Source organism: Tumebacillus sp. BK434, from assembly GCF_004340785.1.
Lineage (GTDB): Bacteria > Bacillota > Bacilli > Tumebacillales > Tumebacillaceae > Tumebacillus_A.
Genome location: NZ_SLXS01000001.1, coordinates 771,579 through 788,393, shown reverse-complemented (window position 1 = coordinate 788,393; position 16,815 = coordinate 771,579). Strand labels below are relative to the sequence as shown.

1 protein-coding gene is annotated in these 16,815 nt (G+C 64.4%); it reads left to right on the top strand.

What is annotated here, in order from left to right:
• The first annotated feature begins 6 nt into the window (after positions 1 to 6).
• A complete protein-coding gene (locus tag EV586_RS02575) occupies positions 7 to 16,770 on the top strand; it encodes a non-ribosomal peptide synthetase (protein ID WP_132943503.1) in 16,764 nt (5,587 codons plus the stop codon).
• The last annotated feature ends 45 nt before the right edge of the window (positions 16,771 to 16,815 follow it).

The following is a 16,815-nucleotide window of genomic DNA, read 5'->3' as shown; positions in this document are numbered from 1 at the left end:
GAACGTATGAGCAACCACTACCAAGAAGACTCGGCTCACCTCGAGCCGGCCCAGCGCGAAGAAGTCTACGTCTTTCCCGCCTCCTTCGCCCAGCAGCGAATGTGGGTGCTCGATCAGCTCATGCCCGGCAGTTCGGCTTACAACATCCCGTTTGCCGTCCGGATGCAAGGGCAGATCGACGCGGAGGTCGTCGCTGCCTGCGTCGGCGAGATCGTGGCGCGCCATGAAGTGCTGCGCACACGCTTCCTGCCGGTCGAAGGGCAGCCGATGCAGGTGATCGCGTCCACTCTCGATGTGCCGGTGCTGCGCGCCGACCTGCGCAGCATGCCGGCCGCCGAGCGCGAAGCCGCGCTGCTGCGCCACGTCGAGACAGAAGCGGCGCAGCCGTTCGACCTGCGCAAGGGGCCACTCCTGCGCGTCCACTTGATCTGTGCCGGGGAGGAGGAGCACGTGCTCCTTCTCACCCTGCACCACATCATCGCCGACGGTTGGTCGATGGGTGTGTTTGTCCATGAATTTGTTGCCTTGTACGAGGCGTTTCGCGCCGGACTGCCTTCGCCGCTGCCGGAGCTGGAGATTCAATATGCTGACTACGCCGAATGGCAGCGCGAATGGCTGCAAGGCGACGTGTTGGAGCAGCAGTTGGCCTTCTGGCGAGGTCAGCTCGGCGACGATCCGCCCGCGCTGCAGCTGCCGACCGATTTCCCGCGCCCGCCGGTGCAGACCCATCATGGCGCCACCGCGACGTTTACGCTGCCGGACGGGCTGGCCGAGCGCTTGAAAAAAGTCGGTCAGGAGCAGGGCGTCACGATGTTCATGCTGCTCGTCACCGCGTTTCAGATTCTGATGCACCGCTACAGCGGGCAGGATGACATCGCGGTCGGCACCCCGGTCGCCGGGCGCAACAGCGCGGAGACGGAAGAGCTGATCGGCCTGTTCGTCAACACGATCGTCCTGCGCGCCGACCTCGCCGGCAACCCGCGCTTCTGCGACCTGTTGCAGCGGGTGCGCGAAACGGCGGTCGATGCATTTGCTCACGCCGACGTACCGTTCGAAAAACTGGTCGAAGAGCTGAAGCCGGAGCGCGACATGAGCATCTCGCCGCTGTTCCAGGTGATGTTTACCCTGCAGACCACCACGCCGACCGGCATCGAGCTGCCCGGTGTCACCATCTCGCCGGTCGAGTTTGAAAGCCGTCTGGCCAAATTCGACATGGAGCTTGCCATGCAGGAGCGGCCGGAAGGGCTGACCGGGTGGCTGGAGTACAACACCGACCTGTTTGCGCCGGAGACGATCGCCCAGATGATCGGCCATTTCACCAGGCTGCTGGAAGGCATCGCAGAAGACCCGGCCCGGACGATCGGCACCTTGCCGCTGTTGACAGACGCCGAGCGCCGCACTCTGCTTCACGACTGGAACGACACGGAAGCAGATTTCCCGCAGGACATCTGCCTGCATCATCTGTTTGAACGGCAGGCGGAACAAACGCCGGAGCTGGTCGCCGCCATCTACGGGGAGCAGACGCTGACCTATTCCGAACTGGAGGCGCAGGCCAACCAGCTGGCCCATCATCTGCAAGCTCTCGGCGTTGGCCCGGACGTTCCGGTCGGCGTCTGCGTGGAGCGCTCGCTCGATCTGGTCATCGCGCTGCTCGGCGTGCTCAAAGCGGGCGGGGCGTTCGTGCCGGTCGATCCGGAAGCGCCGCAAGATCGCATCGACCAGCTGCTCGAAGAATCGCAGGCAGCGGTATGCCTGGCGCAGTCCCACTTGAAAGCGGGCCTGCCGACGGAGCGCACCGCATTTGTGTTCCTCGACGAGCAGCGCGCGGAGATCGCCGGACAGCCGACCGCACGTCCGCAGTCGCAGGTGCAGCCGCACCATCTGGTCTCGATCTATTACACGTCCGGCTCGACCGGCAAACCAAAAGGCGTCGCCAACGAACACCTCGGCTGGGTCAACCGGATGGTCTGGAACCAAAAGGAGCACCGCTTGCAGGCGGGCGAGACCGTGTTGCAAAAAACGACCCTGACTTTCGACGACTCGGCGGTGGAAGTCTTCTGGCCTTTGATGGTCGGCGGGCGCATCGCACTGCTCGAACCCGGGCTGCACCGCGACCCGCAGGCGATGGTCGCGGCGGCGATCGGCTATGAAGCGGTGCTGATCCAGTTCGTGCCGAGCGTCCTCCGCCTGTTCCTCGAAGCGATCACGGCGGAGACACAAGGCAAGCTCAGCAAACTGCGCAGCGTGATCTCCAGCGGCGAGGCGCTGCGCCCGGAGCTGGTCGGTCAGTTCTTCGAACGCTTGCCGGGACGCCGCCTGTACAACTTGTGCGGCGCGACCGAAGTGTCGATCGACTCGACTGTGCATCTTTGCTCGGCCGCCGATCTGCAGGGGGAGATCGTATCGATCGGCAAGCCGTTTGACAACAACACCGTCTACATCCTCGACGCGCATCTGCAGCCGGTGCCGATCGGCGCGGTCGGCGAGATCTTCTACGGCGGCGTCGGCTTGGCGCGCGGCTACTGGAACCGTCCCGACTTGACCGAAAAGGCGTTTCTGCCAAGTCCCTTTGCACCGGGCGCCCGCATCTACAAGACGGGCGACCGCGCCTATTTCCGCCGGGACGGCTCCGTGCAGTTCCTCGGCCGCAACGACGATCAGGTCAAAGTGCGCGGCGTCCGCGTCGAGCTTGGCGAGATCGAAGTGGCGCTCGCGTCCCATCGATCCGTCCGCAACACGGTCGTCCTCGCGCACGAGTTTGTGAAAGGGGATAAACGTCTGATCGCGTATGTGTTGCCGCACGCCGGCCAGACGGCCGAGCCTGCCGAGTACCGCCGCTTCCTGAAGGAAAAGCTGCCCGATTACATGGTGCCGTCCTTGTTCCTGACGGTCGACGAGATTCCGCTGACGCCAAACGGCAAAGTTGACCGCCGCGCCTTGCCGCTGCCCAGCGCCGACCAGCTCGGACGCGTTGGGGAGTACCGCGCGCCGCGCAGCGGCGTCGAGCAGAAGCTGTCCGAACTGTACAGTGAAGTGCTCGGCGTGCCGCAGGTCGGCATCCTCGACAACTTCTTTGAACTGGGCGGGCATTCGCTGTTGGCGACCCAGGTCGTCTCGCGGATTCGCGATGTGTTCGCGATCGAGTTCCAGCTGCGCCACCTGTTCGAAGCGCCGCAGATCGCCGACCTCGCCTTGCGCATCGAAAGCGCGCTGTTTGAGCAAAAGGACGACCAACTGCCCCCGATCACCCCGGCTGCCCGCGACGAGCATCTTCCGCTGTCGTTCGCGCAGCAGCGGCTGTGGGTGATCGACCAAATGATGCCGGGAAGCTCGCTGTACAACATCGTCTTCGGCCTGCGCCTGACCGGTGCGCTGCACCGTCCGGCGCTGGAGCGCAGTTTGAACGAGATCATCAGACGTCATGAGATCCTGCGCACCTCGTTCCAACAAGCGGAGGACGGGCCGCGTCAGGTGATCGCGCCCCACGAGCCGAACACGCTGACGGTGATCGATTTGACGGCGCAGGACCGTGAAGCGCGCGAGGAGGATGCGCTGCGCTTTGCCCGTGACGAAGCCAAGCGCGGCTTTGATTTGACGGCCGGCCCGCTGTTGCGCTGCTTCCTGCTCCAACTCGATGCAAAAGAGCATGTGCTGGTGCTGAATCTGCACCACATCATTTCGGACGGCTGGTCGACCGGCGTGCTGGTCAAGGAGTTTGCCGCGCTCTATGCAGCTTCTGTGCAGGATGCTCCTTCGCCGCTTCCGGAACTTGCTGTGCAATATGCCGATTATGCGCTCTGGCAGCGCACCTGGCTGGAAGGGGAGCGGATCGACGAGCAGCTCCGCTTCTGGAAAGACAAGCTGCACGGGCTGGAACCGCTGCAGCTCCCGACCGACCATCCGCGTCCGGCGGTGCTGGGCACCAGCGGCGGCAGTGTGCCGGTCGTCATTCCGCAACATGTTGCAGCGGAACTGACCAAGATCGGGCAGAGCGTCGGGGCGACGCTGTACAGCACGCTGCTCGCCGCCTTCCAGACTTTGCTGTATCGCTACAGCGGGCAGGAGGATTTTGCAGTCGGAACGCCTGTCGCCGGACGCACGCTTTCGGAAATCGAGCCCCTGATCGGCTTTTTTGTCAACACGCTGGTTCTGCGCAGCGGTCTGTCTGCCGACTTGACCTTCCAAGAGCTGGCGGCACGCGCCCAGGCGGCGGCGCTTGAAGCGTTCGCGCATCAGGATGTGCCGTTTGAAAAGCTGGTCGAAGAGTTGCAGCCGGAGCGCAGCATGAACCATTCGCCGCTGTTCCAGGTGATGTTTGCGCTGCAAAATACGCCGCAGAGCAGTTTGGAATTGCCGGAGTTGAGCGTCGAGCCGCTGGAGATCGAGCACGGAAATGCGATGTTCGATCTGTCGCTGACCCTGACCGAAACGGCAGACGGACTCCGCGGCGAACTGGAATACAATCGCGAACTGTTCACCACCGCGACCGCCGAGCGTATGGCGGGGCACTTTGCCGCCCTGCTGGGCGAAATCGCCGCAGCTCCTGACGAACCGCTGAGCTCGTATCGACTGCTGACAGACCGCGAAGCAGAGCGCTTGCTGGTGGACTGGAACGGCGGCGAACTGAAGGTTCCGGGAGAGTTGTTGGTGCATCACCTGTTTGAACGGCAGGCGGAGCTGCAGCCGGATGCGGTCGCGGTGCACTGGAACGGCCGGACGTGGTCGTATTGCGAGCTCAACGAGCAGGCCAACCGGCTCGCCCGGCGTCTGCGCCAGTGCGGAGCGGGACCGGAGACGCTGGTCGGCATCTGCGTGCAGCGCTCGCAGCTGATGGTGGTGACCGCGCTGGCGGTGTTAAAAGCGGGTGCGGCCTATGTGCCGATCGACCCTGGCTATCCGCAAGAGCGGATCGCGCTGATGCTGGAACAATGCGAGCTGGCCGTCCTGCTGACCGAAGCGGACGTGCTCGCGAAGTTCCCGCCGCTGAAGGCAGAAGTGCTCCTCGTTGAGCAGGAGCTGCTTTCTGCGGAGGAGTCCGGCAATCTGGAGGATCTGGCGACGCCCGGCAATCTCGCCTACGTCATCTTCACCTCCGGCACGACTGGAGTTCCCAAAGGCGTCATGGTGCAGCACGACACGCTGCTCTATGCAGCTCACTGCTACCTGCACGAATATCGGTACGAGCACTTCCGTCCGCGGATGCTGCAGGTCGCTTCGATGTCGTTTGACGTATTCGCCGGCGACTTGCTCCGCCTGTCCATTTCGGGTGGCAGTCTGGTCATCTGCCCGGAAGACGTGCGGATGGATCTGCCTGCGCTCTATGAGCTGATCTGCCAAAGTGATGTGCAGTGCCTCGATTTGACGCCGGGTCTTGCGATGCCGCTGATGGAGTACGTCTACCAAAACAGACTGCCTTTTGACAGGGTCAAGGTGCTCACCGTCGGCTCGGATGCGTTTGCTGCCGCCGATTACAGCCTGCTGTTGGAACGGTTCGGCAGCCAGATGCGCATTCTCAATGCGTATGGCATCACCGAGACGACGATCGACTCTGGCTCGTATGAGACGACGCGGGAGCAGTTCGACCTGCCGCTGTCCGGCCACGTCCCGATCGGCAAGCCGCTGCCGGGCACCAAGTTTTACATTTTGGATGCAAACATGCAGCCCCAGCCGATCGGGGTGGCAGGCGAACTCTATATCGGCGGCCAAGGCGTGGCGCGCGGGTATTACAAGCGTCCCGACTTGACGGCGGCGTCGTTTGTTGACAATCCGCTCTGCCCGGGCGAACGCTTGTACAAGACGGGAGACCTCGGCGCATGGCTGGCAGACGGCACGGTGAACTTCCTCGGCCGCCGCGACGACCAGGTCAAACTGCGCGGTTTCCGCATCGAACTGCGCGAGATTGAAGCGGTGCTGGCTCGTCATCCGCAGGTGGCGGACGCTGCTGTCATCCTGCGCGAAGACCAGCCGGGCGACAGAAGGCTGGCCGCGTACTACACGGCGTCCGGTACGCTTGACGTCGAGATCTTGCGTCGGCATGCCAAATCGCAGTTGCCCGCCTACATGGTGCCGTCCGCTTTCGTGCAGCTCGAAGCGATGCCGCTCACGCCGAACCTGAAGCTTGACCGCCGCGCACTGCCCGTGCCCGATTACAGCCAAACGGCCGGTTATGCAGAGCCGGCAACGGAAGGCGAGCGGATCGTCGCCGAACTGTTCGCCGAAGTGCTGGGGGCAGCGAGCGTCGGTGCCGAGGATGATTTCTTTGCGATCGGCGGCCACTCGCTGCTCGCCGCACAGGTGATGGGGCGCTTGAACGCCCGCCTGCAAACGGAGATTCCTCTGCGCGCGCTGTTTGAACATCCGACGCCGCGGGAGCTGGCTGCCGCGCTGGAGCGCGGGCAGGTGGCGGCAGATTTGGATCAACTGCCGCCGATGGAGCCGGTCGATCGCGGCGGCGTGCTGCCGCTGTCTTTTGCACAGCAGCGCCTGTGGATGATCGATCAGATGCTGGAAGAAGCCGCGGTCTACAGCGTACCGCTGGCCGTGCGGCTGACCGGGCGTTTGGATGCGGCGGCGCTGGAGCAGAGCTTCAACGGCCTGTTGCATCGTCATGAGATCTTGCGCACCCGGTTTGCGGAAGTCTCCGGACAGCCGGTTCAAGTGATCGATCCCGAGCTGCAAGTTCCGTTCGAGCGGGCCGATCTGTCTGACATGCCGGCACAAGATCGGGAAACTGCGCTCCTGCACCTGATCAGCGAAGAGGTGAGACGGACGTTCGACCTCGGCCGTGGACCGCTGCTGCGCACGCTGCTCGTGCGGCTGGCCGATGACGAGCATGCTCTCCTTCTCAACATGCACCACATTATCACCGACGGATGGTCGATGGAGCTGATGATCCGCGAGTTGTCCGCCCGCTATGCGGACCTTGCAACAGGCAATCCGTTCGAGATTCCCGCGCAAGGGATGCAGTATGCAGACTATGCAGTTTGGCAGCGGAACTGGCTGACCGATGAAGTGATGGAGCGTCAACTCCGCTATTGGCGGACGCAGCTCGGCGGTGAGCTTCCGGTGTTGCAGCTGCTGACCGACCGGCCGCGTCCGGCGGTGCAGACGTATCGCGGCGCGCGGGAAGAGTTTCAACTGCCGAACGGCATGAGCGCAGCTTTGCAAGCGCTGAGCAGGCAGCATGGCACGACGCTGTTTTTGACGCTGCTGGCTGCGTTCCAGACGCTTCTGTACCGCAGCACAGGACAGGAAGATTTCACGGTCGGGACACCGATCGCCGGACGCCGCACCCAGGAGACGGAGCAGATGATCGGCTTTTTCGTCAACATGCTGGTGTTGCGCTCCGATACGGCAGGTGCAGATTCGTTTGCAGCTTTGCTGTCCCGGGTGCGTGAAACGGCGCTGGCCGCCTATGCGCATCAGGACGTTCCGTTTGAGCGCCTGGTCGAAGAGCTGCACAACGAGCGCGACTTGAGCCGCTCGCCGCTGTTCCAAGCGGTCTTCGCCTTGCAAAACCAGTCCAATCTGCAGCTCGAATTGCCGGAGTTGACCTTGTCGATGGTCGATCTGCAGCAAGAGGTGGCGCGCTTCGACCTGAACTTGACGCTCACCGAGGCGGGTGAGGAGCTGTACGGCGCATTGGAATATAACACCGATCTGTTCGACGCCGCGACGATCAAAAGGATGATCGGCCACTTCGAACACCTGCTGCAGAGCATCTTGGCTGAGCCGCACTTGCAGCTGTCCCGCCTGCCGATGATCGGACAAGCCGAGCGCCGCGACTTGCTGTACCGCTTCAACGACACCGCGGCCGATTATCCGACCGCACCGCTGGTGCACGAACTGTTCGAAGCGCAAGCCGCGCTCGTCCCGGAGCGAACGGCGGTCGTCTATGAAACGCAGCGCTTGAGCTATCACGAGTTGAACGAGCGGGCGAACCAATTGGCGCACCATCTGCGGGAGCTGGGTGTCGGTCCGGACAAAATCGTCGGCATCTGCCTCGAACGTTCTCCGGAGATGATCATCGCCTTGCTCGCCGTGCTGAAGGCGGGCGGCGCCTACGTGGCGTTCGACCCGACGTATCCTCAAGACCGCGTCGCATACATGTTGGAGCTGACAGACGTGCCGGTGGTGCTGACCGAGCGTTCGCTCTTGCCGCTGCTGGCAGGGGCGGCGCAGGTGTTCTGCTTCGACCGCGACTGGGCGCAGCTGGCTTCGCACAGCCGGGAGAATCCGCACAGCGGCGCCCGTCCGGAGCATCTGGCGTACGTCATCTTCACGTCAGGTTCAACCGGCCGCCCGAAAGGAGTCATGGTCGAGCACCGCAACCTGCTCAACTACCTGTACGGCATTGGCGAGGTCATGCAACTGCCAGCGGACGCCAGCTACGGCAACGTCTCGACCCTGGCGGCCGACGTCGGCAACACGGCGATCTACCCGGCGCTGTGCCGCGGCGGCACGCTGCACTTGTTGTCACAGGAGCGCATCGCCGATCCGGGGCTGATGGCCGACTATTTTGCCGAACATCCGGTTGACCTGCTGAAGATCGTGCCGACGCACCTGGCCGCCTTGATGACGGCAGCGCCGGAAAAAGTCCTGCCGCGAAAAGGCATGGTGTTGGGCGGCGAGACGCTGCGCTGGGATCTGATCAAGCGGATCGAAGAGCACGGCCCGGGCCGATTCGTCATCAATCACTACGGCCCGACGGAAGTGACGATCGCAGGCGTGGTCTACCGCGTGGAAGCGGACCCGGAGACGCGCACGACGCCGACCGTGCCGCTCGGACATCCGATCGGCAATGTGCAGGTCTACCTGCTCGACGCCCACCTCGAACCTGTGCCGATCGGCGTGCCGGGCGAGGTGTATTTCGGAGGGGCAGGGGTGACCAGAGGATACCTGGGCCGCCCGGACTTGACCGCCGAGCGCTATCTGCCCGACCCGTTTTCCGAGCGGCCGGGAGCCCGGCTGTACAAGACGGGCGATCTGGCGCGCCGTCTGCCCGACGGCAGGATGGAATTCCTGACCCGCATCGACTCGCAGGTGAAGATCCGCGGGTACCGCGTGGAACTGGGCGAAGTGGAGACGGCCTTGGGACACCATCAGCAGGTACAGGAAAATGTGGTGACCGTCCACGAAGACGAGACGGGCGACCGCCGTCTGATCGCGTACGTGGTGCTGGAGGAAGGCGCGGTGCTCGACCAGCAGGAGCTGCGCGACTTCATGGGCCGCGAACTGCCCGACTACATGGTGCCATCCGTCTTCGTCAGCTTGCCGGCGATCCCGCTGACGCCAAACGGCAAGATCGACCGCCGCGCGCTGCCGCTGCCCGATCTCAACCTGCGCGCTGTGGACGAAGCGTACCTCGCGCCGCGCACGCCGCACGAAACGCAAGTGGCCCGGATTTTTGCCGAAGTGCTGCGCGTGGAGCGCGTCGGTGTCGAAGATGACTTCTTTGCGCTCGGCGGCCATTCGCTGATGGCGACGCAGGCGATCTCGCGCATCTCGGCGACGTTTGCCGTCAAAGTGCCCTTGCGTCTCCTGTTCGCATGTCCGACCGTCGCGGCCCTGGCCGAACAGGTCGCGACGCTGCAGGCGACAGCACTAGCGCCGCAGGAAATGCCGATCCCGCGCGCATCGCGCAGCGGAGAATTGCCACTTTCCTTCGCGCAGGAGCGAATGTGGGTGCTCGATCGCCTGATCCCGCAGCGCACCGCCTACAACATGGCGTATGCGGTGCGCATGGCCGGCACGTTGAACGTTCCGGCGCTGGAGCAGAGCATCAACGGTCTGCTCGCCCGCCACGAATCGTTCCGCACCGTCTTCCGGGACGGGGAGAACGGGCCGGTCCAGCTGATCGTGCCGCACGCGTGGAGCGAGCTGCACAGCATCGATCTGCGCAGTTTGCCGGCAGAACAGCGGGAAGCCGTTTTGAACCAGCAAGTGCAGGCCGAAGCGGATACCGCGTTCGACCTGAGTGCGGGCCCGCTCGTGCGCTTCCGGCTCTGGCAGACCGCCGAGCAGGAGCACGTCCTGCTGCTGACGTTGCATCACATCATCTCTGACGGCTGGTCGCGCGGCATTTTCACGCAAGAGCTGGCCGACCGCTACGGCCGCATCGTGCAGGGCGGGACGGCCGATCTGCCGGAACTGCCTTTGCAATACGCCGATTTTGCCGTCTGGCAGCGCGAATGGATGCAGGGGGAAGAGCTGCAAAAACAGCTTACCTACTGGAAAAAGCAGCTCGGCGGCGAACTGCCGATGCTGCAGCTGCCGACCGACCACCCCCGTCCGGCGATCCAGACCTACAACGGCGCGACCGCGCGCTTTGCGCTCAGCTCCGCACAGACGCAAAGCTTGCAGCGCTTGAGCCGCGAACAGGGCACGACCTTGTTCATGACGCTGCTCAGCGCGTTCCAGACGCTGCTCGCCCGCCTGAGCGGACAAGACGACATCATCGTCGGCACGCCGATCGCCGGGCGCACGCGCAAAGACACGGAAGGCATCGTCGGCTTGTTCCTGAACACGCTGGCGCTGCGCGCCGACCTGACGGACGATCCGGCATTTGCCGAGCTGCTGCAGCAGGTGCGGGAGATGACCTTGGGCGCTTTTGCCCATCAGGATCTGCCGTTTGAAAAACTGGTCGAGGAGCTGGACATCGAGCGCGACCTGAGCCGTTCGCCGCTGTTTCAGGTGTTCTTCGCCCTGCAAAACATGCCGACCGTCACCGAGTTCGTCCTGTCGGACTTGACGATGAGCGCGGTTGAGTGCGAGCACAACACCTCCAAATTTGACCTCTCGCTGTATATGACCGAAGCGGGGGAGACGCTGACCGGGGTGTTTGAATACAACACCGATCTGTTTGCAGCGGCGACCATTGAGCGCATGATCGGTCATTTCCTGATCTTGCTTGAAGGAGTCGTGCAAGACCCGGCGCAGCGCGTATCCGCACTGCCGCTGCTGAGCGAGGCGGAGCGCAGCCTGCTCTTGCGCGACTGGAACGCTACCGGGCGGGAACTGGCTTCCCAGATCCCGGTGCACCGCCTGTTTGAACGGCAGGCGGCCGAAACGCCGCAGGAGATCGCCGCCGTTTGCGGGGAAGAGAGCCTGACCTATCGGCAGCTCAATGAACAAGCGAACCTGCTGGCACACCATCTGCTTGCCTCCGGGGCTGGCCGCGACAAGCTGATCGGCCTGTGCCTCGACCGTTCGCTCGACATGCTGGTCGGACTCTTCGGCATTCTGAAGGCGGGCAGCGCCTATGTGCCGCTCGACCCAACGTACCCGCAGGAGCGCCTGCAGCAGATGCTGGAGGATTCACAAGCACAGCTGCTCGTCACCAGCTCTGTGCTGCAAGGCGTCTTGCCTGCTCATCGCGCCCGCGTGATCGAGCTGGACGGCACCGAATGGCAGGCGAGCGGCCGAACGGACAATCCGGATGTGGCGGTCGACGAGCGCGACCTCGCCTATGTGATCTACACCTCCGGTTCCACAGGGCAGCCCAAAGGCGTGGCGATCGAGCACCGCAGTTTGAGCAATTTCCTGCTGGCGATGCGCGAAGAGACCGGATTTGGCGGAGCGGACACGCTCTGCGCCGTCACCTCGCTGTCCTTTGACATCGCCGGATTGGAACTGTACCTGCCGCTGATCTCCGGCGCCCGCGTCGTGGTGGCCGACCGCGAGACAGCAGGAGACGGCGACCGCCTGGCCCGCCTGCTTGCTGCACACCACACGACCTACCTGCAGGCGACGCCGGTGACGTGGCAGATGCTGTTGGCTGCCGGCTGGAACAACCCCGAGGGGCTGTCGATGCTCGTCGGCGGGGAAGCGCTCCCGGCCGAACTGGCTGACCGGCTCTTGCGGTTGGAAGCGCCGCTGTACAACTTATACGGCCCGACAGAAGCGACGATCTGGGCGACCGTGCAACGCGTGCAGCAAGCCGACCGTGCGATTCCGATCGGGCGTCCGATCGCCAACACCTGCGCCTATGTTCTCGACGCTCATCTGCAGCCGGTGCCGGCCGGCGTTGCGGGCGAGCTGTACCTCGGCGGCCACGGGATCGCGCGCGGCTATTTCAACCGCCCGGAACTGAGCGCTGAACGCTTCCTGCCGAATCCGCACTGTGCAGGCGACATCCTGTACAAGACGGGGGACAGCGTGCGCTGGCTCGCGGACGGCACGCTTGACTATCTGGAGCGCCTCGACAACCAGGTCAAGATCCGCGGCTTCCGCATTGAACTTGGCGACATCGAAGCGGCGCTGCTGCAGCACCCGCAGATTCGTCAGGCGGTAGTGACCGCCCGCGCCGACCGCACGGGCAGCCAGCTGCTCGCGGCGTATCTGATCGCGCCGGAGCTGACCGATGTGGAGGAAGTGTCCCGTCTGTTGCAGAACCGGCTTCCGGCGTACATGCTGCCGGCCGCTTATCAGATTCTTGAGCAGTTCCCGCTCACTCCGAACGGCAAAATCGACCGCAAAGCGCTGCCCGAGCCTGATTTTGCAAGCGGCGGATCAGACGCTTTTGTCGCGCCCCGCACGCAGCTCGAACAGCAGGTCGCGGCGATCTGGTCTGAGGTGCTGGGCGTGGAGCAGGTCGGTGTCACCGATCATTTCTTCCGCCTCGGCGGCCATTCGCTGAAAGCGGCGCAAGTGATCTCCCGCCTGCGGAGCGAACTGCACAAAGACGTGCCGCTGCGCACGCTGTTTGAAGCGCCGACGGTAGCCGGGCTGGCCGCTGCGCTGGCACAGATCGGCGCGACGAGCGGCGGGGCGCCGATCCCGGCCGTCGGTCGCGACGGTGAGCTTCCGCTGTCATACGCCCAGCAGCGCCTCTGGCTGCTGGAGCAGATGTTGCCGGCAGGAGCCTTGTACAACATGCCGTATGCGGTGCGCCTGAGCGGGCCGCTCGACCGCGCCGCGCTGGCGCAGAGCATCGGTCTGCTCACCCTGCGCCACGAAACGCTGCGCACCACGTTCGCCGAACGCGCAGGCAGCGCGGTGCAAGTGATCGCACCCGCGTTGGAACAGGCGCTCGACTACCGCGACCTGCGTGACCTTCCAAGCGCAGAGCGCGAACAGGCGGCCGTGCAGATGGCGCAGACTGCTGCCGAAACACCGTTCGATCTGCAGACCGGTCCGCTGGTTCGCTTCCTGTTGCTGCAGACGGCCGACGCGGAGCACCTGTTCGTGATGGTGATGCACCACATCATCTCCGACGGCTGGTCCATGCACCTGCTGGCAGAAGAGCTGTCCCTGCTCTATAGCCGCCACTTGCAGGGCGATGAAACTCTGCTGCCGGCACTGGCGGTGCAATATGCCGACTATGCGGCCTGGCAGCGCAGCTGGCTGCAAGGGGAGGAGCTGCACCGTCAGCTGTCCTACTGGTCGGACAAGCTGAGCGGGGAACTGCCCGTGCTGCAGTTGCCGACCGACCGACCGCATCCGCCGGTGCAGACGCACCGCGGCGCGGTGGAGACGTTCGAGCTGAGCGAGGCCTTGACCGCGCAGCTCCAAGCGCTCAGCACCGCGCACGACGCCACGCTGTTCATGACCTTGCTCACCGCCTTCCAGACCCTGCTTCTGCGCTACAGCGGGCAGGATGACATCGCGGTCGGCACGCCGGTCGCCGGGCGTCAGCGCAAGGAGACGGAGCCGGTCATCGGCTTCTTCATCAACACGCTGGTCCTGCGCACCGACCTGTCCGGGTCGTCGTCCTTCGCGGACGCGCTGTCCCGCGTGCGGGAAACGGCGCTCGGCGCGTTTGCCCATCAGGACTTGCCGTTTGAACAGCTGGTGGAGCGGGTGGTCACCGAACGCGACCCGTCCCGCACCCCGCTGTTCCAAGTGATGTTCGCCTTGCAAAATCTGCCCGGACAGCCGCTGGAACTGCCGGGGCTGTCCGTCGAAGAGCTCGCGTTGGCGCGCCACACCGCCAAGTTCGAACTATCGCTTGCGATGGAAGAAGCGGACGGCAGACTGAACGGTGCGTTTGAATATAACACCGACCTGTTTGACGCCGCGACGATCCGCCGCCTGATCGGACACTTCGGCAACCTGCTGCAGCACATCGTCACGGCGCCGCAGACGCCGCTTGGCGATCTGGAGCTGCTGTCTGCAGAGGAGCGACAGACTTTGCTCGTCGAGTGGAACCAGACCGCAGGGGAGTACCCGGAGGACCGCACCGCCCAGCAGCTCTTCGAAGAGCAGGTGCTCCGCACCCCGCAGGCGCTGGCCGTGGTGCATGAAGAGACTGCGCTGACTTATGAAGAGCTGAACCGTCAAGCCAACCGCCTCGCGCACCATCTGCGCGGCAAAGGGGCCGGTCGGGACACGGTGATCGGGCTGTGCACCGAGCGTTCGCCACAGATGATCATCGGCATGCTGGGGATCTTGAAGGCAGGAGCGGCGTACATCCCGCTCGACAGCACGCAGCCGCAGGAACGCCTGCAACTGATGCTCGACGATGCAGAACCGCTGCTGATCGTCACCGAACAGCACCTGCTCCCGCTCATCGCAGACACGGCAGCAGAGATCGTTCTGCTCGACGGCGATGCGTTCCGGCAGGAGCGGGAGGACAACCCGCCGCTTGTGAACACGCCGCAGGATCTGTTCTACATCCTGTACACGTCCGGCACGACCGGCAAACCGAAAGGCGTCGAGTGCATCCACACCGGCCCGATCAACCTGCTCGCCGACTTCCAGCAGCAACAGGCGGTACGCCGGGGCGACAACTGCTCCGTCTGGACCAGCGTCGGGTTTGACGTCTCCGTGCTGGAGATCTTCACGGCGCTTGTGCACGGCGCAGCTGTGCGCATCGTGCCGGAAGCGGTGCGCACCGACAGCGCCGGATTCTTCTGCTGGCTGGCAGAAAACGAGATTCACAGCGCGTACGTGCCGCCATTTGTGCTCAAGGAATTCGCAGCCTGGCTTGCTGCCGGCAACCCGAGCTCTTTGCGCCGTCTGATCGTCGGCGTCGAACCGATCCGCGAACGTCTGCTCGCCGAGCTGCACGCGCTGATCCCCGGCGTGACGATCATCAATGGCTACGGCCCGACCGAAGCGAGCATCGCGTCCGAACGCTATGTGTTCGATCCGCAGCACGTCAGCGACCGCATCACGCCGATCGGCCGCCCGGTGCAAAACACGACCGTCTACCTGCTCGACCGCCACCTGCACCCGGTGCCGGTCGGCGTCTACGGCGAAGTGCACATCGGCGGCATCGGCCTCGCCCGCGGCTACCGCAAGCAGCCTGAGCTGCAAGCGGAGCGCTTCATCGCGCATCCGTTCTCCGCGGAACCGGACGCGCGCCTGTACAAGACGGGCGACCTGGCGCGCTACCTGCCGGACGGCAACATCGAGTTCCTCGGCCGCGTCGACAATCAGGTCAAGATCCGCGGGTTCCGCATCGAGCTCGGGGAAGTCGAAGCCGCTTTGACAAAGCATCCGTCCGTCGCGGAGAGCATTTGCCTCGTCCGCACGGACGAACAGGGCCACAAGCGTCTGATCGCCTACTTCCTGGCGGCACGTCCAGTGACGGCGGTCGCACTGCGCAGTCATCTGCAAGCTGTGCTGCCAGGGCCGATGGTGCCGTCCGCCTTTGTCGAAGTCGAACAATGGCCGCTCAACCCGAATGGCAAGATCGACCGCCGCGCCTTGCCCGAACCGGCACAGCGTGCAGACGCCGCAGCTTACCTTCCGCCGCGCGACGCGCTGGAGTGGGAGCTGGCGACGCTGTGGCAAGACGTGCTCGGCCACGCGCGCGTCGGCCTGCAAGACGACTTCTTCCAATTGGGCGGACACTCGCTGCTCGCCGTGCGCCTGCTGTCAGAAGCGGAACGCCGTTTCGGACAGCGACTGCCGATGTCCAGTCTCTTCTACCGCCCGACGGTCGAAGGGATGGCAGGACTGCTGCGCCATGAAGAGCCAGCCTTGCGCGCCGACCGCTCACCGCTCGTGAAACTGCAGGAAGGAACGGCTGGGGCAACGCCGCTGTGCCTCGTCCACGCCGTCAGCGGGAACGCCTTCAGCTACCTCGATCTCGCCGCCGCTTTGCCGGGCCGCCCGGTCTATGCGCTGCAAGCTGCCGGTCTGGAGCCGGGCAGCGAGCCGCTGACCGACATCCGGGCGATGGCCGCCCAGTACGTGCAGGCGCTGCGGGCGGAACGGCCGCAAGGTCCGTACCTGCTGGCCGGCTGGTCGTTTGGCGGAGCGGTCGCCTACGAGATGGCCGCACAGCTGATTCAAAGCGGCCAAGCGGTCGAGCGCGTGCTGCTGCTCGACACCCGGCTGCCGCAAGCGGGAGCGGCCGGCTTGAGCGAGCCTGATGAGAGCGATCTCGCGCTCGGTTTTGTCCGCGATCTCGCCGGACGTTTGGCACCGCAGGAAGCGACAGAGTCCTTCACGGGCAGCGAACTGCTGACCGCAGAAGAGATCCTGCGCGAGGCGCTCACCGCAGCACGCGCCCGCCGCGCCCTGCCGGAAACGTTCGAGCTGGCCGACATGGAGCGTCTGTTCCGCGTCTATTGTGCCAACATCACGGCGCTCTACCACTATGCGCCCGCACCGTCGCCGGTGCCGCTTGCGCTGCTGCGCGCCGAAGCGGGCAGCCTGCCCGACACGGCCGCAGCCGAATGGCAGCAGTTGGCAGGCGAAATTGTACTGCGCTGCGTGCCGGGCGATCACTATACCTTGGTACAGCCGCCGAACACAGCGCAGCTGGCCGCGACGATCACCGCTCTCTTGCAAGACACGACCGTTGCAGCAGACAAGTAATTTGATCATCCTCGATGAGAAGCTGTGCCGATGCGCACAGCTTCC